Annotated in this window: 21 protein-coding genes; 16 read left to right on the plus strand and 5 right to left on the minus strand. The window is 55.0% G+C overall.

Annotation, left to right across the window (positions count from 1 at the left end; translation table 11 throughout):
* The 4 genes from ACWIZX_RS01015 to rsmI all read left to right on the plus strand — a co-directional run.
* Positions 1–199 (plus strand): toprim domain-containing protein (locus tag ACWIZX_RS01015; RefSeq protein WP_448334536.1); only part of this gene is annotated, 199 nt, incomplete at its 5' end.
* A gap of 127 nt (positions 200–326) precedes the next feature.
* Positions 327–1082 carry a YceI family protein gene (locus ACWIZX_RS01020; RefSeq protein WP_448334537.1) on the plus strand — a complete coding sequence of 252 codons (756 nt, stop codon included), beginning with the start codon at positions 327–329 and terminating at the stop codon, positions 1080–1082.
* A gap of 123 nt (positions 1083–1205) precedes the next feature.
* Positions 1206–2009: a polyphosphate kinase 2 family protein gene (locus ACWIZX_RS01025; RefSeq protein ID WP_448334538.1), complete on the plus strand. Its 804-nt coding sequence runs from the start codon at positions 1206–1208 to the stop codon at positions 2007–2009.
* A 26-nt stretch (positions 2010–2035) separates the two neighbouring features.
* On the plus strand, positions 2036–2719 hold the full coding sequence (rsmI, locus tag ACWIZX_RS01030) for a 16S rRNA (cytidine(1402)-2'-O)-methyltransferase (protein ID WP_448334539.1): 684 nt from the start codon (positions 2036–2038) through the stop codon (positions 2717–2719).
* Here the strand turns inward: rsmI and ACWIZX_RS01035 are convergent.
* Positions 2697–3419, minus strand: a complete 723-nt coding sequence (locus tag ACWIZX_RS01035; protein ID WP_322792392.1) for a queuosine precursor transporter — start codon at positions 3417–3419, stop codon at positions 2697–2699. The genes rsmI and ACWIZX_RS01035 overlap by 23 nt on opposite strands.
* Before the next feature lie 113 nt (positions 3420–3532).
* Between ACWIZX_RS01035 and ACWIZX_RS01040 the strand changes: the two genes are divergently transcribed.
* The 11 genes from ACWIZX_RS01040 (at position 3533) to ACWIZX_RS01090 (ending at position 15011) form a co-directional block, all read left to right on the plus strand.
* Positions 3533–4018, plus strand: coding sequence for an adenosine-specific kinase (locus ACWIZX_RS01040; RefSeq protein WP_448334540.1), 486 nt, complete (start codon positions 3533–3535; stop codon positions 4016–4018).
* Between the two features lie 96 nt (positions 4019–4114).
* A complete protein-coding gene (locus ACWIZX_RS01045) occupies positions 4115–5053 on the plus strand; it encodes a family 16 glycoside hydrolase (RefSeq protein ID WP_448334541.1) in 939 nt (312 codons plus the stop codon).
* Positions 5054–5064: 11 nt separating this feature from the next.
* Entirely contained in the window at positions 5065–6405 is a 1341-nt protein-coding gene (locus ACWIZX_RS01050; RefSeq protein WP_448334542.1) for a cytochrome P450, read from the plus strand.
* A gap of 128 nt (positions 6406–6533) precedes the next feature.
* Positions 6534–7523, plus strand: coding sequence for a MerR family transcriptional regulator (locus tag ACWIZX_RS01055; protein WP_322792258.1), 990 nt, complete (start codon positions 6534–6536; stop codon positions 7521–7523).
* Between the two features lie 93 nt (positions 7524–7616).
* Entirely contained in the window at positions 7617–8591 is a 975-nt protein-coding gene (locus tag ACWIZX_RS01060) for a MerR family transcriptional regulator (protein ID WP_448334543.1), read from the plus strand.
* Positions 8592–8674: 83 nt separating this feature from the next.
* Entirely contained in the window at positions 8675–9883 is a 1209-nt protein-coding gene (locus ACWIZX_RS01065) for an MFS transporter (protein ID WP_448334544.1), read from the plus strand.
* 9 nt (positions 9884–9892) lie between these two features.
* Entirely contained in the window at positions 9893–10354 is a 462-nt protein-coding gene (locus tag ACWIZX_RS01070) for an SRPBCC family protein (protein WP_448334545.1), read from the plus strand.
* Positions 10351–11871: a phytoene desaturase family protein gene (locus ACWIZX_RS01075; protein ID WP_448334546.1), complete on the plus strand. Its 1521-nt coding sequence runs from the start codon at positions 10351–10353 to the stop codon at positions 11869–11871. Before ACWIZX_RS01070 ends, ACWIZX_RS01075 begins: the two co-directional genes overlap by 4 nt.
* 94 nt (positions 11872–11965) lie before the next feature.
* Entirely contained in the window at positions 11966–13447 is a 1482-nt protein-coding gene (locus tag ACWIZX_RS01080; protein ID WP_448334547.1) for a phytoene desaturase, read from the plus strand.
* Positions 13448–13481: 34 nt separating this feature from the next.
* Positions 13482–14393, plus strand: a complete 912-nt coding sequence (locus ACWIZX_RS01085) for a phytoene/squalene synthase family protein (protein ID WP_448334548.1) — start codon at positions 13482–13484, stop codon at positions 14391–14393.
* 6 nt (positions 14394–14399) lie between these two features.
* Positions 14400–15011 carry a glycerol-3-phosphate acyltransferase gene (locus ACWIZX_RS01090; RefSeq protein ID WP_322792353.1) on the plus strand — a complete coding sequence of 204 codons (612 nt, stop codon included), beginning with the start codon at positions 14400–14402 and terminating at the stop codon, positions 15009–15011.
* Between the two features lie 219 nt (positions 15012–15230).
* Here the strand turns inward: ACWIZX_RS01090 and ACWIZX_RS01095 are convergent, their stop codons facing one another.
* From ACWIZX_RS01095 to ACWIZX_RS01105, 3 genes are read right to left on the minus strand one after another with little or no spacing between them, the layout of a single operon-like run.
* Complete coding sequence (locus ACWIZX_RS01095; protein ID WP_448334549.1) at positions 15231–16760, minus strand: cryptochrome/photolyase family protein; 1530 nt, start codon at positions 16758–16760, stop codon at positions 15231–15233.
* The gene (locus tag ACWIZX_RS01100; RefSeq protein WP_448334550.1) at positions 16757–17746 is read right to left on the minus strand and encodes a Rieske 2Fe-2S domain-containing protein; all 990 of its coding nucleotides are present in this window, start codon (positions 17744–17746) and stop codon (positions 16757–16759) included. Before ACWIZX_RS01100 ends, ACWIZX_RS01095 begins: the two co-directional genes overlap by 4 nt.
* Positions 17743–19140 (minus strand): cryptochrome/photolyase family protein, encoded by a 1398-nt coding sequence (locus ACWIZX_RS01105; RefSeq protein WP_448334551.1) that lies wholly within the window; start codon positions 19138–19140, stop codon positions 17743–17745. The genes ACWIZX_RS01100 and ACWIZX_RS01105 overlap by 4 nt, the downstream gene beginning before the upstream one ends.
* A 103-nt stretch (positions 19141–19243) precedes the next feature.
* Here ACWIZX_RS01105 and ACWIZX_RS01110 point away from each other — a divergent pair, with 103 nt between their 5' ends.
* Entirely contained in the window at positions 19244–20332 is a 1089-nt protein-coding gene (locus tag ACWIZX_RS01110; protein ID WP_448334552.1) for a 6-phosphofructokinase, read from the plus strand.
* A 20-nt stretch (positions 20333–20352) separates the two neighbouring features.
* Here ACWIZX_RS01110 and ACWIZX_RS01115 read toward each other — a convergent pair.
* On the minus strand, positions 20353–21074 hold a 722-nt coding region (locus ACWIZX_RS01115; RefSeq protein WP_448334553.1), incomplete at its 5' end, for a lipoyl synthase.

Raw genomic sequence — 21074 nt, forward strand, 5'->3', positions numbered from 1 at the left:
GGTCAAGGAAGTGATTCTGGCGACCAATCCCAGCATGGAAGGGGACGCTACTGCGCTGTACATTCAGCAGCAACTGGCAAAAAGTGGCGTGCGCATCACCCGTCTGGCGCGCGGTTTGCCGGTAGGGGGCGATCTGGAATACGCCGATCAGAACACCTTGCTGCGCGCTTTGGCGGGCCGACAGGAACTGGGTTCCTGAGAGGGTCTGCAATCCAACCCCTGAGGGGGATACATTTTCATTTTGAATTAATACTAATAGGATAAACTTTATACTATTCAATTCGACCCATACGGACAATTTGGTCCTCCAAAAAGGAGAATGAATAATGAAGATATCTGTATCCCTCATGTTCGTGCTGCTCATGCTGATGGTCGCATCTGCCTGTGCGCCGAATGCCGCAGTGGTGCCAACCCCCACCCTGGAAAGCAGCTCCCCAACGCCCTTGCCCACCATGCCGGCTACCCCTGAGCCGACGGTGGAACTCACCGAGCCTCAAGTAACCGAAACAGCCGTAAGTGAAACAGGCAATGGCGAGCAGAACCAAACCGTCATTTACAAAATTGTACCGGGTGAATCCCGTGTAACCTACGAGGTTGGTGAAACTTTTATCAACCAAAATAACCGCTTTGCAGTGGCAGTGGGCGTAACCACCGAAGTGCGTGGCGAGGTGTACGCCAATCTCTCCAACCCGCCGGAAAGCAGCATCGGTGTGATTGAGGTGGATATCAGCCAGTTTAAGTCCGACTCGTCCCGCCGGGATGGGGTGATTCGTAATCAATGGCTGGAATCGGCGCGCTACCCGATTGCCCGTTTCGAGCCGCTGCGGGTGGAGGGGTTGCCCCAGGCATACAGTGAGGCGACGCCATACGCCTTTCGGGTGATTGGCAACCTGACCGTCAAGGATGTAACCCGCGAGGTGGCCTTTGACATCACCGCTCAATTGAGCGGCGACACCCTGACCGGTACAGCGACCACCACCCTTTTAATGAGTGATTTTGGGGTTGGCCCAATTTCGATTTTGGGTGTGCTGAATACTGAGGATGAGGTAAAACTAACCTTCGATTTTATTGCCCGCCCTTAAGGCATACTGGCAGGTCTTAAGTAAAACGGGATGGAAGGCCACGCTTCCATCCCGTTTTTGATGGGCAGGTTTGTGCCGCTTACGGCTATAATCAAATCAGTTCACCTGACGGAGGAGAAAACGATGGACAAATACCGCGTTAAACCGGAACAGAAGATTCGATTGAAGGATTGGGATGCGGATGAAACTGACTCGTTCGATGGCGGCAAAGATGAAGGCAGAGAACGGCTGCAGGAACTGAACCGCGAGCTGGAAACTTTGCAGGAACTGTTATACGCCGAACACAAACACAAGGTGCTGATTGTGCTGCAAGGGATGGATACCAGCGGCAAGGACGGCGTCATCCGCCACGTGTTCGATGGAGTCAATCCCCAGGGGGTGCGGGTTGCCAATTTTAAGGTGCCAACGCCGGAGGAATTGGACCATGATTATCTCTGGCGGGTACACCGACAGACGCCCGCCAAGGGTGAGATTGTCATCTTCAATCGCAGCCATTATGAGGATGTGCTGGTCGTCAGGGTGCACGGGCTGGTGCCGGAAGATGTCTGGAAACGCCGCTACGCCCATATCAACGATTTTGAACGTTTGCTGGCCGATGAAGGTACGCTGATTCTCAAGTTCTTCCTGCACATTGATATGGACGAACAGAAAAAACGTCTGCAGGCGCGTCTGGATGACCCGACCAAACACTGGAAGTTCAATGTGGGCGACTTGAAAGAACGCGCTCGCTGGGCGGAATATATGCAGGCTTATGAGGATGTGCTGAACAAAACCAGCACCGACTACGCGCCCTGGTACATTGTGCCTTCCAACAAGAAGTGGTACCGCAATCTGGTGATTGCCAGTGTGCTGGTTGATGCGCTCAAGGGGCTGAATATGCGGTATCCCGCTCCTCAAGAAGATTTGAGCAAGGTTGTGATCGAATAAGAACCTGGCGGCGAGGGGATACATCGGTGTTATATTTAGTTTCTACGCCAATTGGAAATTTGGGAGATATCAGCCAGCGTGCGCTGGATACCCTGAATCAGGTGGATTACGTGGTCAGTGAGGATACCCGCAAGACGGGCATGCTGCTCAAACATTTCGGCATTTCCAAGCGACAGATATCCTTCCGCGAAGATAACGAAGAACGTGCCCTGCCCCGCCTGCTGGATTTATTGAAAGAAGGGTATTCGCTGGCGTTGGTGACGGATGCCGGTACACCGGCAATTTCTGACCCGGGTTATCTCCTGGTGCGCCGGGTGATTGAAGCCGGCCTTCCGCTGACGGTCATACCCGGACCAACCGCGCTGATCGCCGCGCTGGTGCTTTCCGGTCTACCGGTGCACAGCTTTACTTTTCGCGGCTTTCCGCCGCGAAAGAGCGGGGCGCGTCGGCGTTTTCTGGCAGTGGATCAGGACAGCCCGCATACGCTGATTTTTTATGAAAGTCCCTACCGTCTGCAAGCCTTTTTAGCGGATGCTTTGCAGGTGTTCGGTAACCGCCCGGCAGCCGTTGCTAATGATCTGACCAAGATGTTTGAAACGGTTTACCGCGGTACGCTGGCTGACCTGATTGAGGTGTTCAAGAAAGAGCCAATCCGCGGTGAGTATGTGGTGGTGATTGCCGGTAAATTCACCGGACCGCAAACGGCGTGAAGCGGGTGTGGGTGTCGAAATAGTCTTCGTTCTCAGCGCGCTTGAGGGCATTGACGATCTGATAGGTCAAGGGCGTCATAATCGCTTCAATGCCGACCTTGAAGATGTAGTTGGTGAAGGTCAAGGTGGCAAACAATTCCCACGGGAAGACCCCCGCCAGCGTGGCAACGAAGATGAAAATCAGGGTGTCCACCCCCTCGCCCACCAGCGTGCTGCCGATGGTGCGCATCCACAAAAACCGCCCGCGGGTTATCACTTTCATGCGCGCCAGAACGATGGAGTTGCTGAAGGAGCCAGCCAGATAGGCCACCAGCGAGGCCAGCACAATTCCGCCGCTGCTGATGCCGCCGAGGATGGCTTCGTAGGCTTGCTGTCCGGCATACTCCTGCCAGGTGGCTTCACCCGGCATAACTCGCACCAGCCAGAGGACAAAGGCGGTCAGCGCCAGCATGGCAAAACCGGTCCAGATCACGCGGCGGGCGCGCCGAAAACCGTACACTTCGGTCAGCACATCCCCAAAAATGTAGGAGATGGGAAAGAGGATGGTTCCACCATCGAACGCCAGACGCAAACCGAAGATAGAAACCCCCCAATCAATAATTTTGGCTGACGAGGCAATGTTGCTGATAATCAGCACGGTGACGAACAAAGCCATTACCCAGTCAAAATAACGATAAGTCCGGTTGGTTTCGTTTTGCATAAAATCCTTCTGGTTTCACCTGCTCATGAACGGATTTCGTCAGGATTTCCATTGCCTGACGCCGGTAATTCTACCATTTATGGGTAAAATTAAGAGAGAAAGGAGATCAACCCATGGAACTGGAATTGGTCAGCATTGAAAAACCGGAAGAGATCAATTTTATTTTGGGACAGTCGCACTTCATCAAGACAGTGGAGGATATTCACGAAGCGCTGGTTGGTACGGTGCCGGGCATCCGCTTTGGGCTGGCCTTTTGCGAGGCTTCTGGCAAGTGCCTGATTCGCTGGAGCGGAACAGATGAACAGATGATTGAACTGGCGCAGAAGAATGCTCAAAAAATTGGCGCCGGCCATTCTTTTATCCTCTTCCTCGGCAGCGGATATTACCCGATTAATGTGCTGAACGCGCTGCGCACTGTGCCGGAAGTGTGCCGGATTTTCTGCGCTACTGCCAATCCAACCCAGGTGATTGTTGCCCAGAGCGATCAGGGGCGCGGTATTTTGGGTGTGATTGACGGTTTCAGCCCGAAGGGGATTGAAGGGGAAGAGGATATTGCATGGCGTAAAAACTTTTTGCGGCAAATTGGGTATAAGGCATAAGTCATTCCATTTCTGTAATCGGGAACCGGCGCAGGCTGAAAACCGTCCTGTTTTATATACAGAATTTCACGAAAAGTTAAAAGGATGATGGAAACAATGAAAAAGATGATTGCCGCCCTATTTGCCCTGTTTTTGCTGGCAGGCTGCGGGGGATTGTTCCAGCCGATGCCAACACCGGATGAAGATACCATTGCCACTCAGGTGGCCGCTATCCTGACCACCATGCCAACCGCAACCGAGGATGCGGGACTTCAACCCACCCAGCCCCTGCCGACCATTCCCCCTACCGAAACTCCGCTTTTACCTACGGAAACTACCGAGCCGACTCAGGTTCAGCCCTCACCGACCGAACCGCCAGCCCTGCCTACCGAAACACCCTTGCCGACTCCTACAGCAACCCTTCAGCCGACGGCGACAATTGCTTTCACGCCTTCACCAAACGATCCGGTGGCGCGTTTGGGGCCAGCCAGCTGGACAGATAACATGGATAAGGATAATAACTGGCCAATGGGAAGTGACAAATTCACCGAAATTTCCTTCAGTGATGGGGTGATGTTCTTGACCGGCCTGACCACCACGGATGGCTGGCGTCTGACATGGCCGGAACTGACCAATTTTTATCTGGAAATGACCTTTCAGACCGGAAATTGCAACACCAATGACCGTTATGGGATGATTGTGCGCGTGCCGGAAAGCCGCAACCCCAACCGTGGCTATCTGGCTGGCTTAACCTGTGATGGTAAAGTTTCCCTGCGCCGTTGGGATGCAACCGTCGGAGCTAAAGGCGAAATGTTCAATCTGATCCCCTGGACTGCCAAATCGGCGGTGAAGGCGGGCGCCAACCAGACCAACCGGTTGGGGTTAATGGCAATCGGTGACCGCTTGATCCTCTACGTCAACGGCGAGCTGGTTGGAGAAGCACGGGACAACACCTTCAGTAAAGGTTACTTCGGCGTGTTTGTCGGCGCACGTGATACAGAAAAGTTCACCATCAAAGTAGATCAGGTAAGATATTGGGAAAATCCAACCCCATAAAGGTCAAGGGTATGCAAATTCTCAATGGGAGAGATCTTCTTCCTCATCTAAATAAAATCCGCAAAGATACGCCGGGCTTCCTTTTGGAATGTTCCCGGCGTTACGGTGATCTGGTCGGCTTTGCGGTCGGCGGCAGCAAGGTGTTTTTCATTAACCATCCCGATTATATTCGCCGGGTGCTGCAGGACAATCATCATAACTATTCCAAGGATACAATTCAATACAACACACTGGCAACGATCACCGGCAGGGGACTGCTGACCAGTGATGGAGAAGAGTGGCTGCGCCACCGCCGCATGGAACAACCCGCTTTCTCGCGCTCGCGGCTTGCCAGCCTTGATGAGGTCATTGCGCCGGCGGTTGAGGCGATGCTGGAACGCTGGCAGCGAGTTGCTTCGGACGATGTGCTGGACGTTGACCGCGAGATGATGGCTGTGACGCTGGAAATTGTGGGGAAAGCCTTGTTTTCGATTGACCTGCGTACGGATGCCCCCCGCCTGACCCGGGCGGTGTTAACGGCTCTCGATCATGTCATCTACCGCGCTCAAAATCCCTTTGCCCCGCCCGACTGGCTGCCGATTCCGCAAAATCTATCTTTCCGCAAGGCGCTGCGTCAGCTCGATCAGGCCGTCTATGAGATCATGGAGAATCGGCGCAGGAGCGGTAACCGATACGATGATTTGCTGGACATGCTGCTCAATGCACGCGATGAAGAGAGCCATAGCGGCGGTTTGACCGATCGCCAAATTCGGGATGAAATCATTACGCTGTTAATCGCCGGGCATGAAACGGTAGCCAGCGCGTTGACCTGGTCGTGGTATCTGCTGGCGCAGCACCCCCAGGTTTGGGAGCAGATGCGGGAGGAGGTCGCCCGACTTCCCGCTGACCGTCTTCCCTGCTATCCGGATCTGGAACGGCTGCTGTTCACTGCCGCGGTTTTTTCAGAGGCGCTGCGTCTCTACCCGCCGGCCTGGCTGATCACCCGCAAGGCACTCGGCGAGGATGTGTTCGACGGTCAGACAATCCCCGCCGGGGCTTTGATCGTGATCAGCCCGTACGTTATTCACCGTCATCCTCAGTTTTGGGAAGATGCCGAAGCCTTTTTGCCGCAGCGGTTTACCGATGGCAATGAACGGAAAATTCCGCGCTATGCGTATATTCCCTTTGGGGGTGGCCCTCGCCTGTGCATTGGCAACAATTTTGCCCTGATTGAAGGCGTCTTAATTCTCGCAGCCGTGACCCAGCATTATCGCCTGGAACTGGCAACCCACGAACCGGTTCAGGTTGACCCGCTGGTTACGCTGCGGCCGCATGACGGCTTGCCGATGCGTTTGCGTAAAGTACAAAGTTAAGAGTTGTATTAGAGTTGTACAAGGGTACTGTACAAACCTTGTAAAACCTGCTATATTATTAGTGTGTACAAGGTTAGTACAACTTTGCATTAGCAAAAACGCAGGTACCCGACTGAAAGGACGCAGGCATGAAGACCATAACCGATTTCCCCGATGATCCAAAATACACCATTAAGGCAGTGGCTGCCCAAACCGGCATTCGACCGGTTACCTTGCGGGCATGGGAGCGGCGGCATGAGGTGCTCACTCCCCACCGTTCCGATAACCGCTATCGTTTGTATTCGGACCGCGATGTGGCCATTTTACGCTGGTTGAAAAAACGGATTGACGAAGGCGTATCCATCAGCAATGCCATCAGTGAACTGCGCAGTATGACCCGTAACGGCGTCTGGCCGGAGGCAGTACCGACCATGCCGGCGGTCGAGCGTGTCCGCCCGGATACCGCACCGGAAGTTTATGCGGATCAACTGTATAAAGCATTGATCAAGCATGATGAGGCGCGCAGCGGGGAAATCGTCAAAGAGGTGCTGGCAGGGTATGACATCATGACAGTCTGCACCCAAATTTTTGGGCCGGCACTGGTGGAAATTGGCGAGGCCTGGTACCGCGGCGATATCCGCATCACCACCGAGCACTTTGCCAGTTCGTATCTGCGGGGTAAATTGCTGACATTGTTACAATCCTATCCCAGCCGGCGCGGTGCTCCCCACCTGTTGATTGGCGGCGCACCTACTGAACAGCACGAGATTGGCGCGCTGATGATGGCGGTTCTGCTGCGCAGTGAGGGTTACCGGGTTGAGTACCTTGGCCCGGATATCCCGCTGGATGATCTGGTGGATTACGCCCGCTACGAAAAACCAAACATGATCATCCTGAGCGCCAGCATGGAATCGGCTGCGCTGGAATTGAGGCGCATGCAGGAAAAAGTTAATCGCCTGCGGCCTACGCCCCTGTTCGGCTACGGTGGCAGTGCTTTTAATTACAAACCTCAATTGAGAAAGCAAATTGCCGGCATTTTCCTTGGAGAAACCCTGGATCAGGCCGTTGAAAAAGTGGGCGAACTGCTTTCGCACAGCCGCAAGGTTTCTTCGCGCAGCAGCGTTGCCGAAACTGTCTGAGGTCAATAAATGCCGACAGGTTGTACAAACCTTGAATCGGCATTGTAAATTCCAGCCCGTTTCATTATGATAGATTAGTTACAGGTGAAAATTGTGGAAAAAGAAAAGGTTAATTTTGGAATGGATGATCCGGCGCTGGTAAATCCCCATCATGTTCCGGTGTATAACATCAAGGCGGTTTCGCGCCTGGTGGGTCTATTGCCGGTTACCCTGCGAGCATGGGAACGCCGCTACGGTTTACCGCGCCCTTCGCGTGGCGATCAAGGATACCGTTTATATTCTGAGTATGATTTGCGGTTGTTGCAATGGCTGAAGCGCCATGTGGACGCCGGGATGAGTATTGGGCGGGCGGTGGAATACCTGCACGAATTGCGCGCCATGGGCAAGGACCCGCTGACCGAGCAAGCGGTGGTTCAACCGGAGCGCCCCGCTTCGCTGGACGCGCTTTCGCAGCAGTTTTTGAACGCGTTGATCAACTTCAACGAGGAATCTGCCACAGAAATCCTGCGGCGTTCGTTCTCACTGTATTCCGTGGATCAGGTGCTGGTGTATATTATCACCCCCGTGTTGGTGGAGTTAGGCGAACGCTGGCACCGCGGTGAACTGCCGATTGCGGTTGAGCATTACGCCACCCAGTTTTGCATGCAGTACCTGATGAGCATGCTTTCGGCTTCGGCGCCGCCGGCCCGCCCGGGAGTGATTGTGGCTGCCTGCGCGCCGGGAGAACTGCACCAGATTGGTCTGCTCATGCTGGTGGTCATGCTGCGCTGGCGCGGTTGGGATGTCAAATACTTTGGACAGGACCTGCCGCTTGACCGGCTGGAAGAAGCCCTCTTACCCCTGCGGCCGCGTCTTTTGTTGTTCACCGCCACCCGCAAGGATTCGGCTGTTCAACTTGCCCGTCTGCCGGAGATTTTAAAGCAGTTTCCCGAACCCCAGCCGCTTGTGGTGTTGGGTGGGCGGGCTTTTTTGGAGCATCAACTGCCGGAAAATGTGCCCGCGGTTTACCTGAGCGGAACGCCTGCCGAAATTGTGGCGCGCCTTGAACAATTGATGACGGGCACTTAGCCCGAAAAAGGACATTTTCATGCTGGTTTATTTCCGCGCCTGATTTCAGATCAGGCGCAATTTTGTAGCAAAGAGGTTTTATTATGTTCAAAAACAAAGCACTTTCCACCGTTTTTGTCATCATATTCATTGACCTGCTGGGTTTCAGCCTGATTTTGCCCCTGCTCCCCTATTACGCCAAACAGTTCAACGCCAGTTCTTTCGAAATTGGCCTGCTGGTTGCAGTGTATGCGCTGGCGCAGTTTCTGGCAGCCCCCATTTTTGGCCGTCTATCGGATCGTTTTGGGCGTCGTCCGGTACTGCTGATCAGCCTTGCCGGGAACATCCTCAGTTTTGTTCTGCTCGGGCTGGCTGCCAACCTGTGGATGTTGTTCGCTGCCCGCATTTTGGCGGGTATCATCGGCAGCAACATCAGCGTGGCGCAGGCCTATATTACCGACGTAACGGACGAGAGCAACCGCGCCCGCGGTCTGGGGCTGATTGGGGCGGCATTTGGGCTGGGTTTCATCCTCGGCCCGGCGATTGGCGGACTGCTCAGCCGCTTTGGCTTCGGAGTGCCGTCTTTTGCGGCGGCCGGCCTTTCAGCGCTGAACTTGTTGATGGTGCTCTTCTGGCTGCCCGAATCGCTGACTGCCGAACGCCGCGCAGCCCTGGCGCAGGGAAAACGCCCGCCGATGACTTTGAGCGCCATGCTGGCGGCGCTGCGTAAACCGGTAGTCGGGCCATTGCTGCATACCCGCTTCTTTTTTGCAATTGCTTTTTCGATATTTCAGACCATTTTTGCCCTTTGGGGTTTGCAGCGCTTGAACCTGACCGCTCAAACCACCGGCTATCTGCTCACCTATGTGGGATTTCTTTCCGCCTTTGTACAGGGCTTTCTCATCGGGCGTTTGACCCGTCGTTTCAGCGAACCATCCCTTATTTTTATGGCCACCGTATTGATGGCGGTTGGCCTGCTGGGATGGGCGCTGGTTACCAGTGTGCCGACACTCCTGTTAGATTTGATCCCAATTGCGCTTGGCGGCGGCGTGCTGAATACCGTTATCAACAGTGCGATCAGCAAGTCGGTGGCGCCCATTGAAGTGGGTGGTACGCTGGGTTTGGCCGCTTCACTGGAAAGCCTGACCCGCGTCTTTTCGCCCACTTTGGGGGGGCTGCTTTTGGATACCCTTGGAACATGGGCACCCGGTCTGTTCTCCGCGTTGATTGTCCTCTGGCTGGCAACGTATGTTTACCGGTATATCTACCGGCCGGCGCACCAGCCGGCGGTAGTCACGCCTGCCCCGCGTTAGGTGATTTTCATGCGCCATTTCCGCTTTCAGTTTGAGGTCAGGGCAGATCAAGAGGCAGTTGCTGCGTTTCACCGCGATACGCGGGCTTTGCGCCGGTTAACCCCGCCGCCCATCCTTGTCCAGTTTCATTACCTTGAACCGATTGCGGAAGGTTCGATTGCAGAATTTACCCTTTGGTTTGGTCCTTTCCCGGTGCGCTGGAGAGCGTTGCATTCCCAGGTGGATGCCCTGAGAGGATTCACCGATACGCAGGTGAAAGGACCATTACGCTTCTGGCACCATCGCCATTCCTTTGAAGCGCTGGATGCTCAAAGAACCTTGATAAGGGAAGAAATTGAATTTGAATACCCGCAAGGCGTTGCCGGCTGGTGGACAAGGCTGGTCTATTCGCCGCTGGCGCTGCGGCTGTTATTTACCTATCGCAGCTGGGTGACCCGCTGGTTGATCGGGCGCGGGAGGAAAGGCGCATGACCGGCGCAAAAATCCCGCATGTGGTCGTGGTAGGAGCGGGAATTGGCGGTTTAACTGCTGCGGCTTTGCTGGTCAAGGCTGGGCTGCGGGTGACCGTTTTGGAAGCCCATATTTATCCTGGCGGTTCAGCCGGCACCTTCTACCACCAGGGCTACCGTTTTGATGCCGGTGCTACTCTGGCTGGCGGGTTCAGCCGGGGTGGCCCCCACGCGCGCCTGGCAAACCTGCTGGGGATTGAGTGGCCAATTCAGCCGGTGAACCCGGCCTGGGTAACTTTTATCGAAGGGCAGCCGGTTTTTCAATGGGCTGAACGGGAGCGCTGGCGGGAGGAAATTGAGCAGAACTTTCCCGAAAGCCGCTCTTTTTGGAGGATGCAGGAATGGCTGGCCGAACAGGCCTGGCAGGTTTCGGCGCGGAATTTCCCCTTCCCGCCCCAGTCCTTGCGGGATTGTGGGGATCTGGTAAAGGCTTTGCGCCCTTCAACCCTGCCGGCGGCCCCCTTTGCTCTGTTGACCGTTGGTCATTTACTGCCGCGCCGTTCCAGCAAACTGCTGAGGGCATTTGTTGATTCACAATTGCTGATTTCAGCCCAAACCACCTCGCCTCATGCCAATGCGCTGTATGGCAGTGCTGCGTTGGACCTGCCGCGCCGCGGCGTCCATCATGTGCGGGGTGGAATTGGTCAACTGGCGAAAACTCTGGCAGATTGGCTGACTCACAACGGCGGAACGCTTTATTACCGCCAGCCGGTTGAAAGCATTGTTGTTAAACAGGATGGCAATCTTCTGGTTCATACCCGCAAGGGTTTACAATTTCAAGCCGATGGGGTGGTTGCCAACCTGACCCCGTGGGGGCTGGCAGAAGTGCTGGGGAAAAGTGTCCCCCAACGCCTGCAGAACGAAATCCACGCACGGCCAAAAGGCTGGGGTGCTTTTACCCTCTATCTCGGCCTGGAAAAGGCCGAATTACCGGCTGTACCTGCCGATCATTTTCAGGTAGTGGTGAATGCTGGCCAGCCGCTGGGCGAAGGGAACTCCGTGTTTATTTCCCTCTCACCCCAAGATGACCCGCTGCGTGCTCCGCCGGGGATGCGGACTGCCACGCTTTCCACCCATACTCGTGTAGCGGATTGGTGGCTTGACGACCGCTCGGCCTATGAGGAAAAGCGGCAAGCCTACACCGAAAAAATGCTGGCGGCGGCCGAATTAGCGCTGCCGGGCATCCGGCGGGCAGTACGTTTGTGCCTGCCCGGCACACCGCGCACGTTTGCTTTTTACACCCGCCGTCCCTATGGGATGGTGGGAGGATTCCCGCAAACCTCCCTGCTGGCGGCGCGAGGCTCGTGGACGGGCATTTCAAACCTCTGGCTGGTTGGCGATTCGATATTTCCAGGGCAGTCCACCGCCGGGGTAACCCTTGGTGCCATGCGGGTAGCCCGGCAGGTGCTGGATTATTTTTCGGCTCAAACAGAGTTCGACGGTTTAATCTTGAAAGCCGAACGGCTGCATTCTACATAGTTTGTACAATCGTTTGTCAAGTTGGCTTGTTTATGTCAAAATCTCTATTGTGCTTTCCAATGCGATTGCACATTTCATTTCTTCTGGAGGGAAAATGTCTAAAAAAATCATCATCATCGGTTCTGGCTTTGGGGGTCTTGCAGCAGCGGTCAGACTGGCTGCCAACGGCTTTGATGTAGAAATTTTCGAGAAGCGCGATAAACTGGGGGGGCGCGCCTATGTTTATGAAATCAACGGCTTCAAATTTGATGGCGGGCCGACTGTCATCACTGCGCCGTTCATGTTTGATGAAATCTTTGAACAGGCCGGACGGCGGCGGGAAGATTACTTCCAGATGGTACCGGTTGATCCCTTTTACCGGATTTTTGACCATGAAGGGAAGTGCTTTGATTACAATAACGACCCGCAGTTCATCCTTTCTCAAATTGACCTGTGGAATCCGGAAGATAAAGAGGGTTACCAGCGCTTTATAGAAAATACCCGTGCCATATTCCAAAAAGGGTTCGTGGAACTGGCGGATAAACCCTTCTTGAAAGTAACCGACATGTTGAAAGTTGCACCGGACTTGATCCGCCTCCAGTCTTACCGTTCGGTTTACAGTTATGTTTCTCAGTTTGTCAAAAATGATTTTCTGCGCCAGGTTTTTTCGTTTCATCCGTTGTTGATTGGCGGCAACCCCTTCGATTCGAGCAGTATCTATGCCATGATTCACTATCTGGAAAGGAAGTGGGGCGTACATTACGCATTGGGCGGAACAGGTGCAATCGTAGAAGCCTTTGCCAGATTGTTCCTTGAACTGGGAGGAAAAGTGCACTTGAACGCCGATGTGGCGGAAATCACTGTGCAGAATCGCAAAGTTACGGGCATTCGGCTGCGCAACGGCGAGTTTTACGCAGCCGATATGGTCGTTTCCAATGCGGATGTGGCCAGCACTTACCGCTCGATGATCCCGGAAACCTATCGGCGGAAATACACCAACCGGCGCATCGAAAGGATGCGTTACTCCATGTCGCTGTTTGTGATTTATTTTGGAACCCGCCGCCGCTATCTGGATTCACGGCTGGCGCACCACAACATCATCCTGAGCAGCCGCTATAAACCGCTGCTGGATGATATTTTCCACAAGAAAATTCTGGCGGATGATTTTTCGCTGTACCTGCACATGCCAACGCTCACCGATCCCAGTATGGCGCCGGATGGGATGGAGGCCTTTTATGTGCTTTCACCGGTACCCCATCTCGGCTCCGGCATTGACTGGAGCAAAGAAGCCCGTCCGTATCGTGACCGGATTATGGAATTTTTGGAGAAAAATTACCTGCCCGACCTGCGCGCCAATATCGTTGCCGAACATTATATTGACCCGCTGCACTTCCGGGATACGTTGAACAGTTACCTGGGTTCGGCTTTTTCGGTCGAGCCGATTCTCACCCAATCGGCGTGGTTCCGTCCGCATAACCGCTCGGAGGAATTCGATAACCTCTACTTTGTGGGGGCGGGTACTCATCCCGGAGCCGGTCTGCCGGGGGTGCTTTCTTCGGCAAAAATTGTAGAAAACCTGATTCGCGAAACGGCTTAACGGATAACGGGTTAATACTATGGGAGACTCCCGTATGCCGTGGCAATCTGCTGAACTTCACTTGAGTGTGCCTAATTTACAGGCGGCTTTTCGCGCCACCGAGCAGGTGATTCGGGAGCATTCCAAGACCTTCTATTTTGCAACCGGTTTACTGCCTTTTTCGGTTCGCCGGGCAATCCGTTCATTGTATGCTTTTTGCCGGGCAACCGATGATCTGGTCGATTCGGATCGGGCATCCCTTACCGATATTGAAAACTGGCGGGCGCAAACGGCGCTTCCTCCCCACCAGCAAACTCACGCTGTCTTGTTGACCTGGTCACTGACCCGTGAGCGATACGGCGTTGACCTGAAATACGAACGGGAATTGATTGACGGGGTGTGCATGGATGTGCACTTCAAACCCTATGCCACCTGGGAAGATTTGCAGGGTTACTGTTACCGCGTGGCTTCCACGGTTGGGCTGCTTTCCATGCCGATCATCGGGCTGGCAGAAGGGGTGACTTTTGAACAGGCTGCACCCTATGCCATCCAGCTGGGTATTGCTTTGCAATTGACCAACATCCTGCGCGATGTGGGAGAAGATGCCCAGCGTGGCCGGGTTTATTTCCCGGAAGAGGATTTGCGCCGTTTTGAACTGACCATTCAGGATATTCGCGAGCAGGTGTATGATGAACGTTTCATCGCCCTGATGAAATTTGAGATTGAAAGAGCGCGCCGCCTCTATGATGAGGCTTTACCGGGCATTGCGCTGCTTTCGCGGCGGGCTCGTCCGGCGGTGGGGGCGGCTGCGCTGCTCTATGCTGCCATTCTGGATGAAATTGAGGCCTTGAATTACAATGTCTATACTTGCCGGGCGCATACCAGTGCCATTCAAAAGCTGGCATTGCTGCCGGGCATTCTCTGGAAAGTCATGCGCCTAAAACCGCCGCAACAGGCACAGGATTAAAACCTCATGAACGAATGGCTCTGGCTGGCCGTTGCCTTTCTCTCGGGCAGCGTGCCATATTCTTTACTGCTGGGAAAGTTTTTACTTCACAGGGATATCCGTCAATTTGGGGATGGAAATCCGGGTGCTACCAATCTGGTGCGCGCTGGCGGGAGATGGTGGGGTGGGCTTGCCATTTTACTGGATGGTTTCAAGGCGGCCATTCCGGTGGGCTGGGTGTACTGGTTTGACCGGCCTGCGCTGCCCTGGATGGCCGCCATTGCGGTTGCACCGGTTCTGGGGCATGCCTATTCGCCATTCTTACGCGGCAGGGGCGGCAAAGCCATTACTGCCATGTTTGGCGTTTGGACGGGATTGACCCTGTTTGAAGCGCCGGTCATTTTGGGCGTTTCAATGGGGCTGTTGTACCTGATTTTTGAAAACAGCGGCTGGGTGGTGCTACTCTCTCAGGGAGTGCTGGGGGCGTTCATCTGGATGTATCATCCGGATTATCTCCTGGGGATCGTGTGGGCGATGCTTTTGCTTCTTTCGATCTGGAAACACCGTGCTGATTTTACCAGGCCGGCAGTGGTGCGAGCCTCACTGTTGCGTTTAATTTCCGGGCATAAACGCCCATAACAGCAGAGCAATCTTACACAGCTCCCCGCGAAATCAAAAAGAGCCAGCCGACAGGCTGACTCTCCTCAAGTTTTCCTTCTACCGCTAAAAACGCCGCTAATAATCAATCGCCGGGGTGAGGGGGGCACCCAGGCGATTGACATTGTTTATTATAGCCACTCAAACCAAAATTGCAAGCCCTTTTTGGTTATTTTCTGGCACTTGCAACGAAACTGCAACTCAACCGGCGTCATACTGAAAGTGGTAATCGGAATTCCCCTGCGGCAGACGGGCTAAAAAGTGTTCGCTTTCGCGGCGGATGGCGGCTTTCTCCTCAGCGGATTTGCGCTCTAGCAGTCGGTAGATAACCGTCATTCGCGGGTTTTGGCTCAGTTTTTCCCTTTGCCTATCCAGAAAGTACCAGTACAGGTAATTGAACGGACAGGCATTTTCGCCCAGCTTTTGATGGACATCAAAACGACAGTCAGAGCAGTAGTCGCTCATTTTATGGATGTAACTGCCGCTGGAAATGTAGGGTTTACTGGCTAACAGCCCGCCGTCAGCGTAGGTTGCCATGCCCAACACATTGGGAAGTTCCACCCATTCGTAAGCATCCACAAAGCCGGCCCAAAACCATTCTGAAAGGCGCAGCGGATTGACGCCCGCTAAAGTGGCAAAGTTGGACAGCACCATCAGCCGGTGAATGTGATGGGCAAAACCGTGCTGTTTGACCATTTCAATCGAATCGCGCAAACATGCCAGTTCACACTTATCCGGCTGCCAGTACCAGTCTGGCAGATTGCGTTCCAGTTCAAAGTAATTGACGGTGCGGTATTCGGGCATTTTATACCAGTACATCCCGTGGATGTACTCCCGCCATCCCAAAACCTGACGCACGAATCCTTCCAGTGAGTTCAGCGGTACGGCATATTCCTCGGCTGATTGGATGGCGCGTTCGACAACCTCCCGCGGATGCAGCAAACCCAGATTGAGAAAAGCGGACAGCAAGGAATGAGTAACCAGCCAGTCACCGCGGCGCATGGCGTCTTCATAGGGGCCAAAGTCGGCGAAGCGCCAGCGGAAGAAGTGCTCCATCCATGTCCATGCTTCGGCGCGGGTGACCGGCAGCCGAAAGTCGTCTGCGCTGCCCCAAAAACCCTCCTGAGCCTGTACGATCTGGATGACCTTACGGGTGATGGCATCCGGCTCTACAAGGGGCGGGTCGGGATAGGCGCGGTTGGGAGGCGGCCGGCGGTTTTGTTTGTCAAAGTTCCATTGACCGCCCGCGGGTTTTCCGTTTTGAATCAGGATATTTTTCCGCCGGCGCATCCAGCGGTAAAAATTTTCCATGCGCAGATTTTGCTGGGAATCAGCCCAGCGGATGAATTCCTCGCGCGGCAGGAAGTAGAACGGATTGGGGATTTGGGTGAGGGGAAGGTTTTCACTCAAACGCTGCAGGATTTGCAGCATTCCCCATTCGCGGGGCTGAAATGCCAGAATTTGCCCCGGCTGGTACTGGTGATCGTGAGCCTCAATCCCGCTCGCAAAGTCCGGCTCGTGGCGGTAGTCCACCTCATAACCGGCCCGCTGCAATTCAAGGGCAAAATGGCGCATGGCAGAAATGCCCAGCACCATCTTTTTGCGATGGAAGGGGAGTGCCTGCCATTTGCGTTGTGATTCGATCATCAAAATGCGCGTTTCGTTGGGCGGGTAGGCTTTCAGCGCCTCCAGCGAGAGATCGCACATGGTGATGAGGAAGGTGTTTTTCATGCAAGCGAGGATGGGCGGTTGTTTTCGGCAATCAGTTCTTCGCGACGGCGGCGGTAAGTGAGGATGATGCGGTCGCCCTGCACGAATTTCTCGCCGTTGCGCAAAGATGACTTTTTGGGATCCTGCCGGCTGACAACACGTTTATCCTGATTGGCAATATAGCGGCTGCCCAACACCCCGGCCCAGTTAAACAGGTTTTTGATGATCGGTAAGCGCACCACACGCTGGTAGTAACGCAGATAAAACATGCCGTTTTCTTCATCAACCGGCGCAAAGGCCACCAGAATCCGCAGGTCATCGCTGATGCGGTTTTGCCAGAGGTTGGGGAAGATGAATTCGAGAAACGGCGGGCGCTGCGGCGCGGGCAGTTCCTCCGGCTTGCGCGGTGGTGTGCCGTCATCCGGACGGTTGTACACCCACATGCGAATCACGTCATCCTCCAGGGTAACGATTGGCCCATCCACCACTACCCGTCGGCCGCGCCCGATGGTATTGTAGTGAACATGCGGCAGGTGCATGACATCCATCTGATTTTCAATCATTCTTGAGTAGTGCACCGGCCACTGCTCGTGGTAGCTGCCGTATGAGAAGGTTTCATCAATATCAAACCAGCGTGGCGGCGTTAAGTTGGGACGGGGTTCTCCCCACCAGATCCAGATGAACTCATGCGCCTCATAGGTGGGGTAAGCCTGAACGCGCATGGCTTTGGGCGGTTCGGTGCTGCGCCCGAGGGCTGGAATATAGCGGCATTGCCCGGTTGAATCGTATTCAAAAGCGTGAAACGGGCAGGCCAGGCGGTCTTCGGGGGTGATTTTTCCCTGACTGAGGCTGGCGCTGAGGTGGGCGCAGCGGTCGCTCAGGCAGTTGACTTTTCCTTGCCGGTCACGCCAGAAGACGAGTTTTTCCCCCATGCGGGTCACCCCAATCGGTTTGCTCCTCGGCACCTCTTTGGATTCAAGCACCGCGTACCATTGATTGCGAATCATGTTCCCTCCGCTTGTTTGGATTGTTGGTAAGCGCGCAAGGTGCGTTCCTTCACCTGCGCGTGATCTACGAGCGGCAACGGGTAATCGCGGCCGGGTTTGAAACCGGTTTTGCGTTGCATTTCCGCGGGCAGCAGCCACGGTTCGTGCAGGTATTCATCCGGCAGCTGGTGCAGTTCGGGCAGCCAGCGGCGGATGAAACGCCCTTGCGGGTCAAATTTCTTGCTTTGCAGAATGGGGTTAAAAATGCGGAAGTAGGGCGCGGCATCTGTCCCAACGCCGGCAGTCCACTGCCAGCCGCCGTTGTTGGCGGCCGGGTCTCCGTCCAGTAGATGACGGAAGAACCATGCCTCCCCTTCCTGCCAGTTGATCAGCAGGTCTTTGACCAGAAAGGAAGCCACGATCATGCGCCCGCGGTTGTGCATCCAGCCCATTTCCAATAATTGACGCATGCAGGCGTCCACCACGGGGATACCGGTCAAACCCTGCTGCCAGGCGGAAAGGTCATCCGGTGCATTGCGCCAGGGGATGTTGCGCAGGGCCGGGTTGAAGGCGGTTTTCAGCACGTGCGGGAAGTGATACAAAATGGCGTTGTAAAATTCACGCCAGATTAATTCGTTGAGAAAGGTTTCTGCCCCTTTACGGGCAATGGGATCGGACGCTTGCTGAATTTTTTCCATGGTCAGGGCTGCCGCGCGGCGGGCGGAAATCATCCCAAAACGCAGGTAAGGCGAAAGTCTGGAAGTTCCTTCCAAATCCAGCCGATTGCGGTCATCCGCATAGGAAAATACGCCCGAATTGAGAAAGTCCATTAACCGCCGTTCTGCCTGAGCTTCACCGGCCGGGAAGTAGGGATTTTCTTCCGTTTCAGGCAGCGTTTCACCGGTCAGGACGGGTGCAGCTGGAAAACGAGTTGGGATGGCTGGCAGCGGTCGTGAGATCGGTAGGGCTTTCCAGGCTTTGCTGAAAGGGGTAAATACGGTGTAGGGACTGCCGTCAGCCTTGATGACCGCGGATGGATGGTGAACGGTAACCCCGACAACCAGCTTCAACGGAATCTCTTTTGCCAGTCTGGCATCGCGCCGCCCGGCAAAGGGGGTGTAATCTTCCTCGGCAAATACGGCGCTGGCGCCGCTTTCCGCAACCAATGCAGGCAGCACCTCTTCCGGTAATCCGCGCCGGATGAGCAGTCGGCTGCCGCGTTGACGCAGTTCTTCATCCAGTCGCCGCAGTCCGCTGAACAGAAACCGCTGGCGGTTCTGAGCGGGTTGAGCCAGCAGCCGCGGGTCAAGAATAAAAACCGGCAGGACTGAACTGCCTTGCGCCAAGGCATTAAAGAGCGCAGGATTGTCGTTCAACCGCAGATCGCGGCGTATCCACCACAGGTTGAGGGTCATTTGGCTTTGTTCGCAAGTGAATATGTTGTCTGCATTATATGCCCGAACAGAAAGTTGAGCGAAGAATTGTAAAAGGATTCTTCGAAATGGCTATAATTAGAGCATGAAGAAAATTGCCGTGCTTACCGGCGGGGGTGATGCGCCAGGCCTGAATGCCGTGATTCGCGCTGTGGTCAAGACGGCCGTCCTCCATTATGGCTGTGAGGTATGGGGGGTGCGCAACGGGTTTGACGGTTTCGTAGATGAAGGCGGCGTTTTCCCTCTCACACTCAGCGATGTGCGCGGTATTCTGCCGCGCGGCGGCACCATCCTTGGGGCGGCTAACCGGGGTAATCCCTTCGCGCGCAAGGTGATTCGGAACGGCGTGGAGGTTGTCGAAGATACCTCCCAGCAGGTCATCGAACGCCTTCAAAACCTTAATCTGGATGCCCTGATCGTGGTCGGCGGGGATGGCACCCTGCGGATTGCGCTGGAACTTTACCAGCAGTTAGGCGTGCCGGTGATCGGTGTGCCCAAGACAATTGACAATGACATCAACGGTACCGATTTTACCTTTGGCTTTGATACGGCCTTGAACACGGCGATGGAGGCGATTGACCGCCTGCACACAACCGCCGAATCGCATCACCGGGTAATGATTCTGGAACTGATGGGGCGGGATGCCGGTTATATTGCTTTGTATGCCGGAATCGCCGGCGGAGCGGACGTGATTCTCATCCCGGAAATTCCTTTCCGCATCGAGGCGATTTGCGCCAAAATCCGTGACCGGGTAGCGGCTGGGGCGTTTTTCAGCATCATTGCCGTAGCGGAGGGGGCACACCCCGCTGGCGGTGAGCGGGTTTATCGCATGGGGGGCGATCAGGTCTTTTTACCGCGTCTCGGCGGGATTGGTCAGCAGGTGGCGGAGGGGCTGACCCAAACCTGCGGCGTAGAAACGCGGGTCACCGTACTGGGGCATTTGCAGCGCGGCGGCAGCCCGACTGCCTTTGACCGGGTGCTGTGTACCCGCATGGGCGGGGCAGCGGTACGGCTGGCGGCAGCCGGCCGGTTTGGCAGGATGGTGGCCCTGCGCGGCGGCGAGGTGGTAGATGTACCGTTGGAAGAAGCACTGGCTCAACCGCGCCGGGTGAGCCTGGATAGCGACCTGATTCAGACCGCGCGGGAGATGGGCATCTCACTTGGAGATGAATGAAAAAAAGGGTTGCGTATAGCCTATTTACTGGTTGGTTCACCGTACAACTGACGGTGTACCACGCTCAACGCGCGAACCTGTTCGGCAGCATGGTAGGATGAGCGCACCAGCGGGCCGCTCTCCACCCACTTGAAGCCAATTTGCAATCCAAATTCGCGTAACTGCTCGAATTCATCGGGCGTGTAGTAACGCGCAATCGGCAGGTGTTTGCGGCTGGGTTGTAAATACTGTCCGATGGTCAGGATTTCTACGCCCCACGAACGCAAGTCTTCCATGACGGCTTTGACCTCGTCCATCGTTTCACCCAACCCTACCATGATACCGGATTTGGTGAGCACATCCGGGTCGAGAATTTTGGCATTGCTCAGGGTGGCTTTAGCCCATTCGTAGCGGTCCTGCGGCTGAACCAGTTTGAACAGGCGCGGTACGGTTTCGACATTGTGATTGAGGATTTCCGGCCGGGCACTCATGACGATGCGCAGGGCCTCTACGCTGCCTTTGAAATCGGGGATCAGTACTTCGATCGAGCAACCGGGTAACAGTTCACGGATGCGGCGGATGACCATGGCAAATATCGGTGCGCCGCCGTCCTTGCGGTCATCGCGGTTGACCGAGGTAATCACAGCGTGCTGAAGGTTCATGGCTTTGACGGCCTGGGCAACCCGTTCGGGTTCGAGCCAGTCCAGGGCTTCAGGGCGGCCGCGCTTAATATCACAGAAGCCGCAGGTGCGCGTGCAGATGT

It is taken from the genome of Bellilinea sp. (assembly GCF_053501535.1).

Bases quoted from the DNA above. Each gene is read 5' to 3' on its own strand.
- ACWIZX_RS01085 (WP_448334548.1), top strand. From the start codon at position 13,482: ATGCCGTGGCAATCTGCTGAACTTCACTTGAGTGTGCCTAATTTACAG.
- ACWIZX_RS01065 (WP_448334544.1), top strand. From the start codon at position 8,675: ATGTTCAAAAACAAAGCACTTTCCACCGTTTTTGTCATCATATTCATT.
- ACWIZX_RS01055 (WP_322792258.1), top strand. From the start codon at position 6,534: ATGAAGACCATAACCGATTTCCCCGATGATCCAAAATACACCATTAAG.
- ACWIZX_RS01075 (WP_448334546.1), top strand. From the start codon at position 10,351: ATGACCGGCGCAAAAATCCCGCATGTGGTCGTGGTAGGAGCGGGAATT.
- ACWIZX_RS01020 (WP_448334537.1), top strand. From the start codon at position 327: ATGAAGATATCTGTATCCCTCATGTTCGTGCTGCTCATGCTGATGGTC.
- ACWIZX_RS01090 (WP_322792353.1), top strand. From the start codon at position 14,400: ATGAACGAATGGCTCTGGCTGGCCGTTGCCTTTCTCTCGGGCAGCGTG.
- ACWIZX_RS01050 (WP_448334542.1), top strand. From the start codon at position 5,065: ATGCAAATTCTCAATGGGAGAGATCTTCTTCCTCATCTAAATAAAATC.
- ACWIZX_RS01045 (WP_448334541.1), top strand. From the start codon at position 4,115: ATGAAAAAGATGATTGCCGCCCTATTTGCCCTGTTTTTGCTGGCAGGC.
- ACWIZX_RS01035 (WP_322792392.1), bottom strand. From the start codon at position 3,419: ATGCAAAACGAAACCAACCGGACTTATCGTTATTTTGACTGGGTAATG.
- ACWIZX_RS01080 (WP_448334547.1), top strand. From the start codon at position 11,966: ATGTCTAAAAAAATCATCATCATCGGTTCTGGCTTTGGGGGTCTTGCA.
- ACWIZX_RS01105 (WP_448334551.1), bottom strand. From the start codon at position 19,140: ATGACCCTCAACCTGTGGTGGATACGCCGCGATCTGCGGTTGAACGAC.
- ACWIZX_RS01040 (WP_448334540.1), top strand. From the start codon at position 3,533: ATGGAACTGGAATTGGTCAGCATTGAAAAACCGGAAGAGATCAATTTT.
- ACWIZX_RS01100 (WP_448334550.1), bottom strand. From the start codon at position 17,746: ATGATTCGCAATCAATGGTACGCGGTGCTTGAATCCAAAGAGGTGCCG.
- ACWIZX_RS01070 (WP_448334545.1), top strand. From the start codon at position 9,893: ATGCGCCATTTCCGCTTTCAGTTTGAGGTCAGGGCAGATCAAGAGGCA.
- ACWIZX_RS01025 (WP_448334538.1), top strand. From the start codon at position 1,206: ATGGACAAATACCGCGTTAAACCGGAACAGAAGATTCGATTGAAGGAT.
- ACWIZX_RS01095 (WP_448334549.1), bottom strand. From the start codon at position 16,760: ATGAAAAACACCTTCCTCATCACCATGTGCGATCTCTCGCTGGAGGCG.
- ACWIZX_RS01110 (WP_448334552.1), top strand. From the start codon at position 19,244: ATGAAGAAAATTGCCGTGCTTACCGGCGGGGGTGATGCGCCAGGCCTG.